Genomic DNA, 14724 nt, shown 5'->3' on the forward strand with positions numbered 1-14724 from the left:
ATTGTTTGACCTAAAAATTGGCAGTAAGACCCAACATATAGGTTGTTGCCAGGGGATAACTACTATAATCGATCCTAACGTTACTTCTACCGAATGAATTAGCCTCAGGATCAAATCCCACATAATCAGTAATTGTAAACAGGTTCTGGCCGGTCACATAGACTTGAAGTGAGTTCAAAAAATCAATATTTTGAACTGGAACGTTGTACGATAGCCTGACATTTTTCAAACGCAGGTAAGATGCATCTTGAATGGTCAGGGTATTCACTTTTCCTGCACCATAGGCATTGGGGTTTACCCCTGATGGCCATTTAGCACCTGTATTTTGGGGCGTCCATCGATCCAATATTTGGTGCGCAAGTCGGTTTCTTCTGAAGTTTGCAGGATAGAGAGACTCTATCAGGTTGATATTCAATAGGTCGACACCTGCCTGACCTTGAAAAAAGAAGTCCAACGTCAAATTCTTGTAGGAAATTGAATTTTGTATACCATAGGTAAAATCAGGATATGGGGTGCCTATAATGGTCTGGTCGGTAGGCGTAATGGCCCCATCTCCATTTCTATCTTCAAAAATTGGAAAGCCTGGCTGGGCTGTGGGCTGTGGTGAATTGGCTATATCGTCACCTTCCTGAAAAATGCCGGTGACAACATATCCATAATAGGAGGCCAGGGGATCACCTTCTTGAATGATCGCCGTGTTGCCCACTGCTTGTACACTTCCCGTCACAATACTTTCAATTCGTCCCAAATCCACCACTTCATTCTTAATGGCGGAAAAATTCAATGAAGTATCCCATTTAAAATCATCGGTCACTATGTTGGTCGAGTTAAAAAGAAACTCAACCCCACTGTTCTTAACTTCGCCTACATTTGTCAATATTGATGAATAACCGGAAGCAAATGGCAATGGAAGGTCAAACAACAAATCCTTCGATTCTTTTGAAAAATAATCTAAACTACCACTGAATCTGCCCCCTGAAATACCGAAATCAAGACCGATGTTGAGTTGTTCGGTGGTTTCCCACTTAAGGTCTGGATTTGGAATACGCTGGGGGGAGACACTGCCTGAAATGGTGCCACCAAACACTACGTTGGGTCCTGTTCCAAAGGTCAGTTGCGATGCATAGTTGCCAATTTCCTGGTTACCTGTCTGACCCCAACTCGCCCGTAGCTTGAACTGGCTGAAACTATCGGGAATAAATTCTTCTTGGTCAAGTTTATAGCCCAAGGCAAAGGATGGAAAATAACCCCATTTGTTGTTCTCTCCAAACCTTGATGACCCATCCGCCCTTATTGAGGCGGTAAATAAAAATTTGTCAAAAAGGTTATAGTTCACCCTGCCTAGATATGACAACAAGGTATTTTCTTCCTTGCCACTAGAGAGTACATCCGTATTGGTGTCGCCCAGTGCCAAATTGTTAGTTTTGATATCATCTGTCGGAAAACCGCTGATATTACCGGAAAAGAACCGCGAACTGAACTTTTGAAAGGTGATACCACCCAATACCGTAAGTGCATGGTCTTCGTTAAAAGCTTTGTCATAGGTCATCGTGTACTCGAACAGATAGTTGGAGCGTTCCAATACGTTGATGTTCGCGATACCGCCAGCGGCACCGCCACGAATGGTCTGGGTGGTATTGTAAATGTCACGTCTCGATGTTTGTCTGTCGGTCCCGAAATTGAACTTGCCTGAAAGATCTTCAGTGAAATCGTAGTTCAAAAAAGCACTTCCGAATGTTCTATTGGTCTCGCTCTCGCTAATGATGGCATTTATCAAGGTAACTGGATTGTTGACAGTCAGATTCGCCGACTGGCTAAAAGTACCATCGTCATTAAATATGGTCTCCGTAGGATCATATAACAATGAAGAATAAATAGGCCCTGCTTGCTCATTGGTATTGACGCCATCGACATTGTTGTTGTCCTTGACCAAACTTGTGTTGAAGTTTAGGCCTATCTGGGTCTTGTTCCCAATTTTTGTCTCAAGGTTTATTCTTCCGGTATATCTTTTTATCCCCGTATTTTTTACAACACCTTCTTGATCAAAATAGTTGAATGAGGCATAATAGTTTGTGTTTTCGCTGCCCCCGCTCACAGCCAGGTTGTGATTGGTCAAAGGAGCCGAGCGAAAGACTTCATCTTGCCAATCGGTCCCCCTGCCGATTCTTGAAATATCCTCATTGTTGAAAACCACTGCGTTTCCTTGTGCAATTGACAAGTCGTTTATGGCATCTATGTATTGTGAGGTGGAAAGCACATCGATTTTTTCAGCGACCGATTGGATACCTGCATATACATCATACGTGACATTTACCTTGCCTTTGCTTCCCTTCTTGGTAGTGATCAAAATTACCCCATTTGCCCCTCTTGAACCGTAAATTGCCGTTGCTGAGGCATCCTTTAAAATCTCTATCGATTCCACATCAGCTGGATTCAGGGAATTCAAGGGATTCCTAGGGCTCAGGTTTTGACCTACTTCGGCCACCCCGCCAGAACCAAGGTTGGGGCTGTTGTCAATCGGGAACCCATCTATTACATACAAAGGCTCGTTACTGGCATTCAAAGAGTTGGAGCCCCTGATCCTAATTGCCAACCCACCTCCAGGGGCTGAACTGGCTTGGTTTATCTGTACCCCAGCAGCCCTACCTAGCATCATTTGGTCCACGGATACGTTCGCCCCCGGGTTCATGTCGTCTTGACCCAATGACGCCACGGACCCAGTTAAGTCACTTTTCTTCTGCGTTCCATAGCCGACAACCACGATTTCATCAAGGACGGCAGTACTTTCCTGCAAAACAATGTTCAAAACCGATTGTCCGTTGACAGGGATTTCTTTCGTAGTGAACCCGATATAGGATACGGTCAATATGACATCACCGTCAGTTACCTTGATCGAAAAATTTCCATCAAAATCGGTTTGGGTGCCGTTCGTGGTTCCCTTTTCGATGATATTTGCTCCTGCCAAAGGAACTCCTGAATCATCCAAAACCGTTCCGCTGACCGTAAAATCTTGAAAAAAAACGGCGTCGGTGTTTGGTATATGATAGGTTTGATCTTTAAAGACTGTTACTTGTCTGCCAATAATATTGTAACCTAGACCGTACGATTCTAATAAAGAGTCAAGAACGTTAGGTAAGGTTATATTGTTTTTCTTGAGAGTAATTGAATTATCATTGGGCAAAATACCATCTTTGTAAAAAAAGATGTACTCGCTTTCATCCTGTAACTGGTTGAATAGTGTCTCTAAACTTACATTTTTAAGGTCAAGATTAAACTTGGTCTGTGAGTAAGAGTGGTTTGCATAGAGAGCGGTTAACCCCAATAATATGTAACAAAGAAAGGACCTCATTATTTTTATTGAAATGGATTGACCATTTAATTTGCCTAGAACATGGGCAATACTTAAGTAATTATTCATAATTTTAGAGTTCAGTTTAGTTATTACTTCGGTAATACATTTTACCGGCAGATGCGCCAACATCTGTCGGTTTTCATTTCATTCTGTATATTTTATTTCATAGGCACTGTATCTTTTAAATTTAACTTGGTGGAGGCCAGTATGATTTTGTCGGTTTGATATTCCGCAAAAAAGTTAGATGCTTCTCCTATAGTTTGTATGACTTGCCCCAGATTTTCCTTTAAGTCAAGTTTTCCAGAAAATGTTTCTGTTTTTAAATGATTTTCCTTTATGAAAATTTCCACACCATAATATCTCGACAATTTTGTGGTGATATATTCCAAATCACGGTTTTTCAGATTTAGGAAGCCTTCTCTCCACCCAAAATATTCATCAATGTTCACATCGTGCATTTCTATTTCTTTGGTTTTGGTATTATAGCCAGCCATTGTGCCCGGGGCCATCTTAAAAGACTTTTCGTCATCATGGTCATAGGTCACCAAAACACTGCCGCTCTTAAGAACTGTACTAGCCATTTCATCATCGGGATAAGTGCTGACATTGAAAACGGTTCCCAATACATTGATCTCCTGATTGGTCGAGATCACCCGAAAGGGTTTTGATGGGTTATGTGCAACTTCGAATATGGCCTCACCTTCGAGAAAGACCTCCCGCTCCTTATCCCTGAAAAACGCAGGGTAGATAAGCCTAGACCCTGAATTTATCCATATTTTCGTTCCATCAGAAAGGGTCACGTCGGTACGTTTTCCAAAGGGCACCAGTATCGTGTTGAATACAGGTTTTTTTTCATCTTCTATAGTTTGTCTATATTTTTCACCTGTTCCCACGTGCAGATCTTTTCCCGTTGACGAGTACCTTAATGTGTTGTTCTTTTCATTTAGTTGAATTTTTTCTCTCTCTCCGAGCACCACGATTACTTGGCTGCTACTGCCAAAGTCAACAATTGATTTATTTTCATCAATATAATCCTGCAATGACTGTTCGCTAGATTTGTCAAAAACGGTAAAAACAGCAAACAACAGCGCTATCGATGCCGCCGCACCGTACAACAACGTTGCCCTTCGTTGCCTTTTTGCATTTTTTCTTAGAAGTTTGGCCGATCTTATAATACGGCTCTTAAGCTTTGTCCGCTCTAAGTCGGAAAGTGGTTCGTTCTCGCTAAAGTTCATACTTTATTTGTAATTATGGGGTAAATGGAACTTACCGTCCATATATAAGAGGGCAGTTTTTGATATTTATAGACAAAAAAAAACGCTTTTTTAAAAGAACAATGTTAAGGCCGTGTCGCGGATCGTTTTTAACGTTCTGTAAACCAGCGTTCTGGCAGAAGCAACAGAAAGTCCCAAATCTCCGGCGATCTGTTGATATGTCTTTTCTTGGGCGAAACGAAGTCGAAGTATCTTTCGTTGATGATCCGTTAAATTAACCATTATTTTTTTTAGCCTCTTTGACAGTTCATTTTCTTTTTCATCTTCGATCATTTCTTCCTCATGTGAAATAACCGTCAGGCCTGCAGTAGAGTAACTATTGTTAAAGGTTTCCAATTCGCTCTCCAAACTCTTGATCTTATGGTCGCTTTGCTTAATGAGTTTTCTTTTAAGGGACATTATCAAATAGGCCTCTATGTTTTTGACATCCGATAATTTCTTGTGGTATCTATAAAGGTCTAGAAAAAGATTGTGGATTTCATCTTGAACTTTAGCTCTATCTCCACTGATTTTGTACCCATAGGCAAAAAGTTTGTCAACGTAAAGGTCATATAGAGACCCCAAAGATGCCAAACAGCCTTTCTTCAGATCTTTCCAGAGCAGTTTCTCTATAGAGTCTAGTACTTGGTCTATTTTTTTTTCTCTTCCCATTGATACCGTAATCCAAATGGTATGGCAAATTTGCCGATTGACAAAATCATAATTAGTAAATGGAATATTATCATGTCCCATTATTGAAATTATCGCAACTAATGTATAAAAAAAATAAAGAATTGATAACAATGATAAATTTTTTTACAAATTAACTTTTTAATGATATGAGAAGTTGGGTGCCCAGCTCAAAAGGGCTAAGAGTGTCAAGAAAACAAAAAATGATGTCTATAAAAAAAGGGTTTTCATCTCTTACTAAAAATGGGCGACCAACAAGTTAAAACTCTGCAGACATGAAAAGTCATCTTAAAAAAATAGGTCAAGGAACGACTAGGTTGTTGCTTATGGTTGCCATCTTATTGGTTTTTCTTATGTGTAAGGTGATGTTTTCTCAGCAAAGCCCGAATATAGTTTGGATAGTATGCGAGGATATTTCCCCTTTTTTGGAAGTATATGGCGATTCAATTGCGAAAACCCCTAACATAAATGCTCTGGCTCAAGATGCGGTTGTTTTTACAAAAGCATATACCACGTCCGGGGTATGCGCACCTAGTAGATCATCCATTATTACCGGCATGCATGCAATTTCTATAGGCACACAACACATGCGCACCCTTTCTAACTCAACAATTTTTATGCCGGAAGGCCTGCCAAGCTATTCAGCCGTTTTGCCGGACAATGTAAAGGCTTTTCCTGAATATCTAAGGGCACGGGGCTATTATACGACAAACAACTATAAAGAAGATTATCAGTTTGAAGTGCCGGTTACAGTTTGGGATGACAGTAGCCCAGCGGCTTCTTATGAATATAGGCCTAAAAACGTTCCGTTCTTCAGTGTGTTCAACTTGGCTGTCACACACGAATCAAAGTTGATGGCGTCGCCAGACAGCATTTTTTTCGACCCCAATGACATGAAGTTGCCTCCATATTACGTCGATACCGAAACTGTGCGCAAAGATATGGCAGTTCTCTATACCCGTATCGAACAAATGGATCAGGCTGTGGGCGAGATTGTTGACAAGTTAAAAAAAGATCAAGTCTATGATGACTCTTATGTGATATTTTTTAGCGATCATGGTGGATGCATGCCTTGGACCAAGCGGGAAATTCTTGAAAGGGGGACGCATATACCTTTAATCATTAAATTTCCCAAAAACCGTTTTTCCGGCACCAAAGACGATAGGTTGATCAGTGCAGTGGACTTGGCACCAACAATGCTTTCCATAGCGGGTATCAAGCCTCCCGACCATCTTCAGGGAACCGCTTTTCTGGGGGCATACAAATCTTCGGAAGGAAGAAAGTATGTCTTTGCGGCGAGAGACCGTATGGCAAATAAATATGATAGGGTACGGTCTGTGAGCGACGGTGACTTCAGGTATGTGTACAACTTTATGCCAGAACTCCCCAAATACCAAGACCTGCAATACAGAAAGGGCATACCCACGATGAAAGAAATATTGGAACTCTATAAAGAGGGAAATTTAGATAACCCCTATCTGTTGGACTGGTTTGCCGGAAATAAACCTTCCGAAGAACTCTATCACACGAAAATGGATCCCAATGAGTTGTTAAATATTGCGGAAGAGCCCCAATATGCGGCAAAAAAGAAAGAACTTAAAGAAACTCTTTTTGATTGGATAACAAAAGTGGGCGACCTATCCTCGGTCGGCGAAAAAGAGATGGTATTCAACAATTGGTGGAAAAACACAAAGGAACCTCCTAAAACATCTCCCCCGAAAATAATAGGTAACAAAAATGGGGTTACTATAGAATGTGCTACTAAAGGAGCTTCGATCGGTTATCGCATAGTTGACCAAGGTGACCTCCTTGACGCGAAATCAAGGCGTAGGGCCAAAAGTTGGGATTTTGGTTTTACAATCGACCAAGAAAAGACCATTGAACTTGTTGATGTGCACAAGCCATGGAAGATCTACCTAGGAGAAACCATTAATTTGGAAAAGGGACAGACACTTATCATCAATGCCCATAGAATCGGGTATTTGCCCAATGAAGTGACCTATACATATTAGAATTTTAACAAAAATTATATAAATCAATTTAACTATGAAGAAAATCAATCGCTTATTTTTTGGAACGGCATTTTTGTCATTGCTATTGTTCGCCTCCTGCTCGGACACATCTTTTGAGGAAGAAAACCTGAATGCTTCCAAAAACCTAACCGAGTCGGATAAAGTATCGCTGTTCGGCAACATGTCCGAAGACATTCAATTTGATGGTTACTACGTAGGGGCGGACACCTTACTTTTTGATTATCGGACCACCAGTATTCTGGATGTGCCCCCAGTATACCCAGAAACAATCACAAACGACGAACCCATATGGTTTATCAACGGTGCCGGCAACGATGTGACAAGACAGTTCAAAAGCATGCTTGAAATTGCAGAATTTACAGGTCGCCCCGTTGTTGGCATACACAATGGCACCAAAGGAGGAAAACTGGATGCTCTTGAAATCATCTTGCCCACCAACGAGGTCGTGGAGGCCGCTATTGAAAAGAGTGTGCTCGAAATCATTGATACAGAGACCAGGGTACTTTTGTTGGGACACAGTCAGGGGGCCTTTCACTTGGCCAGATCACTACGTTCGCTGGAAAACCAGCTTTCGAACAGCCAATTGGGCCAACTCATGGTAGAAACATCGGGTGGTGCAGGTATGTGGTTCCCCCGAGGCCCCCAATATGTCCATTATGCCAACGAAGGTGACCCAGCCCCAAAGTTGCACGGAGTGCTCACCCCGGGCGCATTACCTGGAAATAGAAGCGTTATCTTGATTTTTGATGACGAATGGTATGATATCCCACCTGAGATTGACACCCCTTTTACACGAGTACATGCCCAAATCGTTTATTTGCGGAATCGACTGACTTTTGCCGAGGCTCGGACCTATGCCCCTTTGTTCGGCAGCAAAAAGATCAACTTGGATAATCTATAAATAACAAAAAATGAAAAAATCAAGAAGTTCTATTACTTCAATTGCCATAACTCTACTAAGCACGATGTTTTGTTTTGGCCAGGGAAAAGTTTTGGAAGGACAGTCGGTAAAAAGCGCCATTTTGGGCAAAGAGGTTGATTATACCGTTTATTTGCCAACCGGTTATGATGACTCTACAAGAAGCTACCCTGTAATCTATCTTTTGCACGGTTATGGGGGTGATGAAAATGTTTGGGTACAATATGGGCTTATAGACCATTTCATGGATTCTGCCATTGAGAAGGCACAAATCCCTCCTTCAATTGTAATAATGCCTGATGGAGGGCAGTATTTTTACATCAATGATTTCCAAGGCAATTCAAGGTTTGAAGATATGTTCTTTCAAGAATTTATACCAATGGTCGAAAAAACCTATAGGATTAAAAAGACAAAGGAACACCGGGCCGTTGTAGGCAATTCAATGGGTGGCTATGGCGCCTTTTTGTATGGGGTGAAACACCATGATATGTTCGGTACCTGTGTGCCACTCAGTGCGGCAATTATTTCAATGGATGATCCAATGACCAAAAACCCCATGTGGAAAGGACTGGCTAAAAACCTTTATGGGATGGATGTAGATTCTGAAAACCCGGATACTAGCCATTGGGATGCCAACAACCCCATGAAATTGATTAATACAATAGCAAAGGATAACCTGAAATTAAGACTTTACTTTAACATCGGCGATGATGATTTTCTATATACAGGTAATGCCGCGGCCCATGTCTCATTACGAAACATGAAAATAGACCATGAGTTCCGCATCATTGATGGTGGGCATGATTGGACATTTTGGCGGTCCTCTATCCCCGATTTTCTAAAATATATAGGGCTGGGCTTTATGAGACAGTGAACTTAAAACAGGGAGAGAGCCAAGCCCCATGCGGGCAGGCACTATGCGTAATCTTCATTTCCCGTTATATTGGAAAAACAACGCGCCTTGCCCTAGGGGTTTGGTCTCTATTCCCTTTCGCTTTGGACTTACTACATTTGACTGGACATTGAGAAAAGAGCATGTTGACTGTTTGAATTAACTTTGAAAACATGTCAAAACAAAAAAGAGAGTACACAATGGAGTTCAAGCAAAAGGCTGTCGAACTGAGCCATGCAAGGGGCAATGCAGCAGAGGTATGTAGGGAACTTGGGCTGAACCCCTCGGTATTGGGACGCTGGCGCAGGGAGGCCAAAAAAAATGGGGAGAACAGTTTTTTCCCGGAAAGGGGAACCCCAAGCTTACTGATGAACAAAGGGAGATAAACCTAGCTCAAGAAAAAACTGAGGAGCGTGGAGATCGAGCGCGATATCCTAAAAAAGGCAATAGCCATCTTCTCCTAGGGCGACAGGAAAAATATAGGTTCATAAAACACCACAGGTTCAAATTTCCTGTCGGGAAGATGTGCAAAATGTTCAAGATAAGCAAAAGTGGGTATTACAATTGGTTGAACCGGGCCTTCCAGAAGATGGTTGGAGAACGAGGCCCTGACGGTGGCCATACATGGTATTTTCAAGGACAGCTTTGGGAGTTACGGGGCACCAAGGATCCAGGATGAGCTCTTGAAAAGGGGATATGGGGCCTCAAGACCGAGGGAGGCCAGGATAGTGAGGGCCAACAGGCTTTTCGCCAAAAGAAAGAGAAAGTTCAGGGTCACCACGGACAGCAGACACGATTATCCGATAGCGCCCAATATATTGGATCGTGACTTTACGGTACACAGGAAAAACCAGGTATGGGTATCCGACATGACCCGCATAAGGACCGGTGAGGGATGGATGTACCTGACGGTGATCATGGACCCGTTCCAACGAAAGGTCGTTGGAAGGTCGATGGGCAAGACCTTGGGGACTGCCGACACCATAATTCCCGCTTGGAAGATGGCGATAAGGTCGAACAATACCACGGACAGGCTTATTTTCCATTCCGATAGGAACTCACAATATGCCAGTTACGAGTTTGCCGATATCCTTAAAGAGCATAATGGTCCAGTGGTACAATCAATGAGCCGAAAAGGGAACTGCTGGGACAAGGCAGTGGCGGAATCCTTCTTCAAGAGCTTGAAGGTCGAATGGGTGTACCATCAAAACTATAGCTTCAGGTCCGAAGCGGAACTATCGATATTCGAGTGGATAGAGACCTGGTACAATAGAAGCAGGACACGCTCGACATTGGACTATAAAACAATAGAGGAATTTGAAAACGAAATGTATAACCAAAAATCAGAGGCATCAGAGGCATGACTCTTAACTGGTTGTCCATTTTTTTGTTGCAAGCCCAGTTTACACGGCTTATCCACTTGGGCATAGCTGACGAAATTGGCGTTATATGCTTAAGAAAGTTGGAGATATAAGCTAGTTGGGCACAATCTGGAAAACACATAGTTTCTGTAACCTATTAGCAATTTGAATTGTCTAATACTTAAAAGACAACGCAATGTTTAGAATACTTACAAACCTACTTTTAACCATACTGCTTCTTTCTTGTAGCAAAAATTCAGTTACACCTACTGAAATGCCGAAACCTAAATTACTAATTGGACTTTCTCTGCAACAATATAAAAATACAGCTCCCGGTTTAGACGGATATCTTGAAGGACTGGACTATGCGGTTCGAAATGGCATTAATATATTTGGAATGAGCCCTGAATGGAATACATTGGAAACTAATCCTAATTCTTATTCATTACAAGATAATCTGGCAAATCCTCTTAATTTACTCGATCCAGATAAGACCAAATTGAATAGTTATATTCTTGTCTTGAAAATGATAGATACAAATATCAAATCAGTTCCAGATGATTTAGAAAACTTGGATTTCGATGATCCCGATATGATAAATAGATTTTCACTGCTTTTAGATAAAATTTTTTCAGAAGTTCCATCCATCGAAAGAGTTTCCTATATTTTAATAGGAAATGAAATTGATGGATATTTAAGTACCAATCCAAATCAATTACAAGGATTCAAAGTATTTTATGTATCTGCTATTCAGAAAATACACGCATTAAATCCAAAAGTAAAAGTAGGCACAATTATTACTTTTAACTCAGCTAAAACTAATCCAACCTTGTTTGACACATTTAAATATGTAGGCGATTTTATTTGCTATACCTATTACCCAACAGACGAGCAAAATAGCATTCCTTGGCAAATGCGTCCAACCAACCAAGTTAAAGATGATATTGACTGGATGGTTCAGAATGCAGCGGGTAAACCAATTGCATTTACAGAAATAGGATATACATCTTCAAGTGAAAATTCATCATCTGAAGTACAACAAACAGAATTTGTGCAAGTAATGTTTAGCTCTTTGAAACCATATATAGACAGTAAAAAAGTAGCGTTCGTTTACTATCACGGTATGTATGATTATCCTCAAGGATTCTGCAACCAATATGCCCAGCAACAAGGTGTCGATTCAACTTATTTATGTGGTTTTATGGATAACTTAGGTCTTCACAGTTGGGAAACTGGGCAACCTAAACCAGCTTGGAATACTTTCGTGAGTGAAATAAATGAATAACACTGGGCCCAACAATGATCACCGTTGCGCAAGTCTCGAAAATTTGGAAAACTTAATTGTGGACTTACTACATTTGACTGGACATTGAGAAAAGAGCATGTTGACTGTTTGAATTAACTTTGAAAACATGTCAAAACAAAAAAGAGAGTACACAATGGAGTTCAAGCAAAAGGCTGTCGAACTGAGCCATGCAAGGGGCAATGCAGCAGAGGTATGTAGGGAACTTGGGCTGAACCCCTCGGTATTGGGACGCTGGCGCAGGGAGACCAGGATAGTGAGGGCCAACAGGCTTTTCGCCAAAAGAAAGAGAAAGTTCAGGGTCACCACGGACAGCAGACACGATTATCCGATAGCGCCCAATATATTGGACCGTGACTTTACGGTACACAGGAAAAACCAGGTATGGGTATCCGACATGACCCGCATAAGGACCGGTGAGGGATGGATGTACCTGACGGTGATCATGGACCCGTTCCAACGAAAGGTCGTTGGAAGGTCGATGGGCAAGACCTTGGGGACTGCCGACACCATAATTCCCGCTTGGAAGATGGCGATAAGGTCGAACAATACCACGGACAGGCTTATTTTCCATTCCGATAGGAACTCACAATATGCCAGTTACGAGTTTGCCGATATCCTTAAAGAGCATAATGGTCCAGTGGTACAATCAATGAGCCGAAAAGGGAACTGCTGGGACAAGGCAGTGGCGGAATCCTTCTTCAAGAGCTTGAAGGTCGAATGGGTGTACCATCAAAACTATAGCTTCAGGTCCGAAGCGGAACTATCGATATTCGAGTGGATAGAGACCTGGTACAATAGAAGCAGGACACACTCGACATTGGACTATAAAACAATAGAGGAATTTGAAAACGAAATGTATAACCAAAAATCAGAGGCATCAGAGGCATGACTCTTAACTGGTTGTCCATTTTTTTGTTGCAAGTCCAAGTTCAAATCTGCTTAAGACATACAGGGAGTAATAGAGATTAACAAAATAAAGTAGCATCCTCTTTGAAAACTCTTTCATATATTTCTTTTGGTAACTTCTTCAGAATCAATAAAAAGACGGGCTTCTATCTTAGGAAGGTTGTAGCTTTTCTGATTCTTTATTTGATTACGGTGCATGAAGAAATATTTACTTCATCTTAAATGAAAGATTCTGCTATATTTGTCAGAAATCAAAACAATACATTTATTATGATTACATGTAATAAACAAACTATGCTATGATGGCATTAAGACTATTTATTATTTTGACATTGTTACCAGTTTTGTATGGCTATTCTCAAGATTTAAAGGTTAAGTACGCTGAGAATTTATCCAAAGATGAACAATACTGTGTTATATTGATGGGTGGCCAATCAAATATGGTTGGGAGAGGAAAACAAATTGATTTGGATGAAATGATGTTTTCCAATATTTCTTTTTTCGATTTTGGTCTAAGTCCCGGCTTGATAAACCCAAAAGATAATTTTGGACCAGAAATTGGAATTTCTATGCAATTGAGCAAAAACAATCCGAACAAAAAATTTATTTTGATCAAATATGCAATTGGCGGAGCTTCATTATTGGACTGGGCACCCAACTACAGTAAAGATAAGGCTGAAATAACGGGGAATCCTCAATTCGGTAGCATGTACAATAGGTTGATAAAACTCACAGATAGTCTCACTGAGGGGCTCAATGCAAAAGTCAAAGCTCTAATTTGGATGCAGGGAGAACGTGATGCTCGAATTCCTGAGGCTGGTAAAGATTATTATGGCAACTTTGAAAAATTAATCAATTCGGTTAGAATAGATTATGAAAACCAAGAGATGCCTATAATTTTTGGGAAGATTAATCCACCCAAAGCTTGGTTCCCAGCATTAGACAATGTCGTTGATGCACAAATTCGCATTAGTGAAGAAATACCAAATACTTACTTCATTGATACGGATAGTCTCGAAAAACTGAACGATGACATTCATTATTCTTCAAACGGACAAATTAATTTAGGCATTAAATTTGGAGAAAAAATATCAGAGTTATTGAAAAATTAGAATATGCAAACAAGTCATAAATTTTGTTGTCACTCAATTGATATTCATTGTACTTTTCTGTTATTCTGTTCAAACTTTGAAAGTGTTTCTTTCTTTGAACCTAATCAACTTAGGGTATTTTTAGTTCAACGGCAATTTTAAACGTTTTCCCAATATGAGAACAAGAATCCCAGAATATTTTTCTCCAAGGTTTTTTCGAAGTATACCAAATGCTTTGGTAATCTGTGCTTCCACAGTTTTTACCGATATATTGAGATGGTTCGATATTTCTAAATTTGTCAGACCTTCTCTTCGGCTCAAATTAAAAACCTCTTGACATTTCGGGGGTAATTTCTCAATTTCTCTGATTACTAATACGATTAATTTTTCCAGCCTACTATAGTCCTCCGTTCTGGCAGCCTTTTCAAGGTTTTCGTAATATTTCTGTTCCAACAACAAGTTGGACTGCCGTTTTTTGTATTGGTTTATAAATTCATTGTGGATAGATCGGAATAGATAATTCTGCAGAGAGGTCGTAACATTCAATTTCCGTCTTTTCTCCCATGTACGCAAGAATACATTTTGTAATATATCCTCGGCCATTGCATGGTCGTTGGCCAACGTAAGTGAATATCCGAATAGCCTTCTACTATATCTATCTACTAAACAGATGTAGGCATCCTCGGTTCCTGCCTTCAAGCCTTCGATTAGCAGTCTCTCATCTGAATACTTCATAAAAAATCAAAGAATTTATTTCCTTTAATAAAGGATGTGAAATATTACAAATATGAAAAAAATATTGATATTAAGTTAGGGTTTTATCAAATGGATTTGTCTTCATTACATAAATGTGAATTGTTGTGGTAAGTTCCAAGATTGAAAATCATATTGTTAAATACCTCCTCAACGAGTCAACATCAG

Annotated in this window: 11 protein-coding genes and 1 pseudogene; 8 read left to right on the forward strand and 4 right to left on the reverse strand. The window is 40.6% G+C overall.

Features of this window, described 5'->3' with window-relative positions; translation table 11 throughout:
- Positions 1-10: 10 nt before the first annotated feature.
- The 3 genes from FG28_RS01785 to FG28_RS01795 all read right to left on the reverse strand — a co-directional run bounded on the left by FG28_RS01785 (position 11) and on the right by FG28_RS01795 (position 5277).
- On the reverse strand, positions 11-3418 hold the full coding sequence (locus tag FG28_RS01785; protein ID WP_197062536.1) for a TonB-dependent receptor: 3408 nt from the start codon (positions 3416-3418) through the stop codon (positions 11-13).
- 92 nt (positions 3419-3510) lie between these two features.
- Complete coding sequence (locus FG28_RS01790) at positions 3511-4587, reverse strand: FecR family protein (RefSeq protein WP_036379419.1); 1077 nt, start codon at positions 4585-4587, stop codon at positions 3511-3513.
- Between the two features lie 90 nt (positions 4588-4677).
- The gene (locus tag FG28_RS01795) at positions 4678-5277 is read right to left on the reverse strand and encodes an RNA polymerase sigma factor (protein WP_163634980.1); all 600 of its coding nucleotides are present in this window, start codon (positions 5275-5277) and stop codon (positions 4678-4680) included.
- Positions 5278-5660: 383 nt separating this feature from the next.
- Between FG28_RS01795 and FG28_RS01800 the strand changes: the two genes are divergently transcribed.
- The 8 genes and pseudogenes from FG28_RS01800 to FG28_RS01835 all read left to right on the forward strand — a co-directional run bounded on the left by FG28_RS01800 (position 5661) and on the right by FG28_RS01835 (position 13824).
- Positions 5661-7307 (forward strand): sulfatase, encoded by a 1647-nt coding sequence (locus FG28_RS01800; protein WP_051947143.1) that lies wholly within the window; start codon positions 5661-5663, stop codon positions 7305-7307.
- Positions 7308-7341: 34 nt separating this feature from the next.
- Entirely contained in the window at positions 7342-8229 is an 888-nt protein-coding gene (locus FG28_RS01805; protein WP_036379423.1) for a hypothetical protein, read from the forward strand.
- Positions 8230-8239: 10 nt separating this feature from the next.
- Entirely contained in the window at positions 8240-9121 is an 882-nt protein-coding gene (locus FG28_RS01810) for an esterase family protein (protein ID WP_036379425.1), read from the forward strand.
- 191 nt (positions 9122-9312) lie between these two features.
- Complete coding sequence (locus FG28_RS21100; RefSeq protein WP_220123573.1) at positions 9313-9525, forward strand: transposase; 213 nt, start codon at positions 9313-9315, stop codon at positions 9523-9525.
- A gap of 204 nt (positions 9526-9729) precedes the next feature.
- Positions 9730-10503 (forward strand): annotated as a pseudogene (locus FG28_RS21105) (IS3 family transposase); the annotation flags it as partial.
- A 193-nt stretch (positions 10504-10696) separates the two neighbouring features.
- Positions 10697-11785, forward strand: a complete 1089-nt coding sequence (locus tag FG28_RS01825) for a hypothetical protein (RefSeq protein ID WP_036379426.1) — start codon at positions 10697-10699, stop codon at positions 11783-11785.
- Positions 11786-11912: 127 nt separating this feature from the next.
- Complete coding sequence (locus tag FG28_RS01830) at positions 11913-12695, forward strand: IS3 family transposase (protein ID WP_141673372.1); 783 nt, start codon at positions 11913-11915, stop codon at positions 12693-12695.
- A gap of 319 nt (positions 12696-13014) precedes the next feature.
- Positions 13015-13824, forward strand: a complete 810-nt coding sequence (locus FG28_RS01835) for a sialate O-acetylesterase (protein WP_197062537.1) — start codon at positions 13015-13017, stop codon at positions 13822-13824.
- Between the two features lie 120 nt (positions 13825-13944).
- On the opposite strand, the gene FG28_RS01840 is transcribed toward FG28_RS01835, so the two are convergent.
- The gene (locus FG28_RS01840) at positions 13945-14538 is read right to left on the reverse strand and encodes an RNA polymerase sigma factor (protein WP_036379429.1); all 594 of its coding nucleotides are present in this window, start codon (positions 14536-14538) and stop codon (positions 13945-13947) included.
- Positions 14539-14724 lie beyond the last annotated feature (186 nt).

The sequence above is a fragment of the Muricauda sp. MAR_2010_75 genome (genome assembly GCF_000745185.1).
Taxonomy (GTDB): Bacteria; Bacteroidota; Bacteroidia; order Flavobacteriales; family Flavobacteriaceae; genus Flagellimonas.

Coding starts and splice junctions, on each gene's coding strand:
- FG28_RS01840 (WP_036379429.1), bottom strand. CDS start 14,538: ATGAAGTATTCAGATGAGAGACTGCTAATCGAAGGCTTGAAGGCAGGA.
- FG28_RS01825 (WP_036379426.1), top strand. CDS start 10,697: ATGTTTAGAATACTTACAAACCTACTTTTAACCATACTGCTTCTTTCT.
- FG28_RS01790 (WP_036379419.1), bottom strand. CDS start 4,587: ATGAACTTTAGCGAGAACGAACCACTTTCCGACTTAGAGCGGACAAAG.
- FG28_RS21100 (WP_220123573.1), top strand. CDS start 9,313: ATGTCAAAACAAAAAAGAGAGTACACAATGGAGTTCAAGCAAAAGGCT.
- FG28_RS01795 (WP_163634980.1), bottom strand. CDS start 5,277: ATGGGAAGAGAAAAAAAAATAGACCAAGTACTAGACTCTATAGAGAAA.
- FG28_RS01785 (WP_197062536.1), bottom strand. CDS start 3,418: ATGAATAATTACTTAAGTATTGCCCATGTTCTAGGCAAATTAAATGGT.
- FG28_RS01810 (WP_036379425.1), top strand. CDS start 8,240: ATGAAAAAATCAAGAAGTTCTATTACTTCAATTGCCATAACTCTACTA.
- FG28_RS01805 (WP_036379423.1), top strand. CDS start 7,342: ATGAAGAAAATCAATCGCTTATTTTTTGGAACGGCATTTTTGTCATTG.
- FG28_RS01800 (WP_051947143.1), top strand. CDS start 5,661: ATGTTTTCTCAGCAAAGCCCGAATATAGTTTGGATAGTATGCGAGGAT.
- FG28_RS01835 (WP_197062537.1), top strand. CDS start 13,015: ATGGCATTAAGACTATTTATTATTTTGACATTGTTACCAGTTTTGTAT.
- FG28_RS01830 (WP_141673372.1), top strand. CDS start 11,913: ATGTCAAAACAAAAAAGAGAGTACACAATGGAGTTCAAGCAAAAGGCT.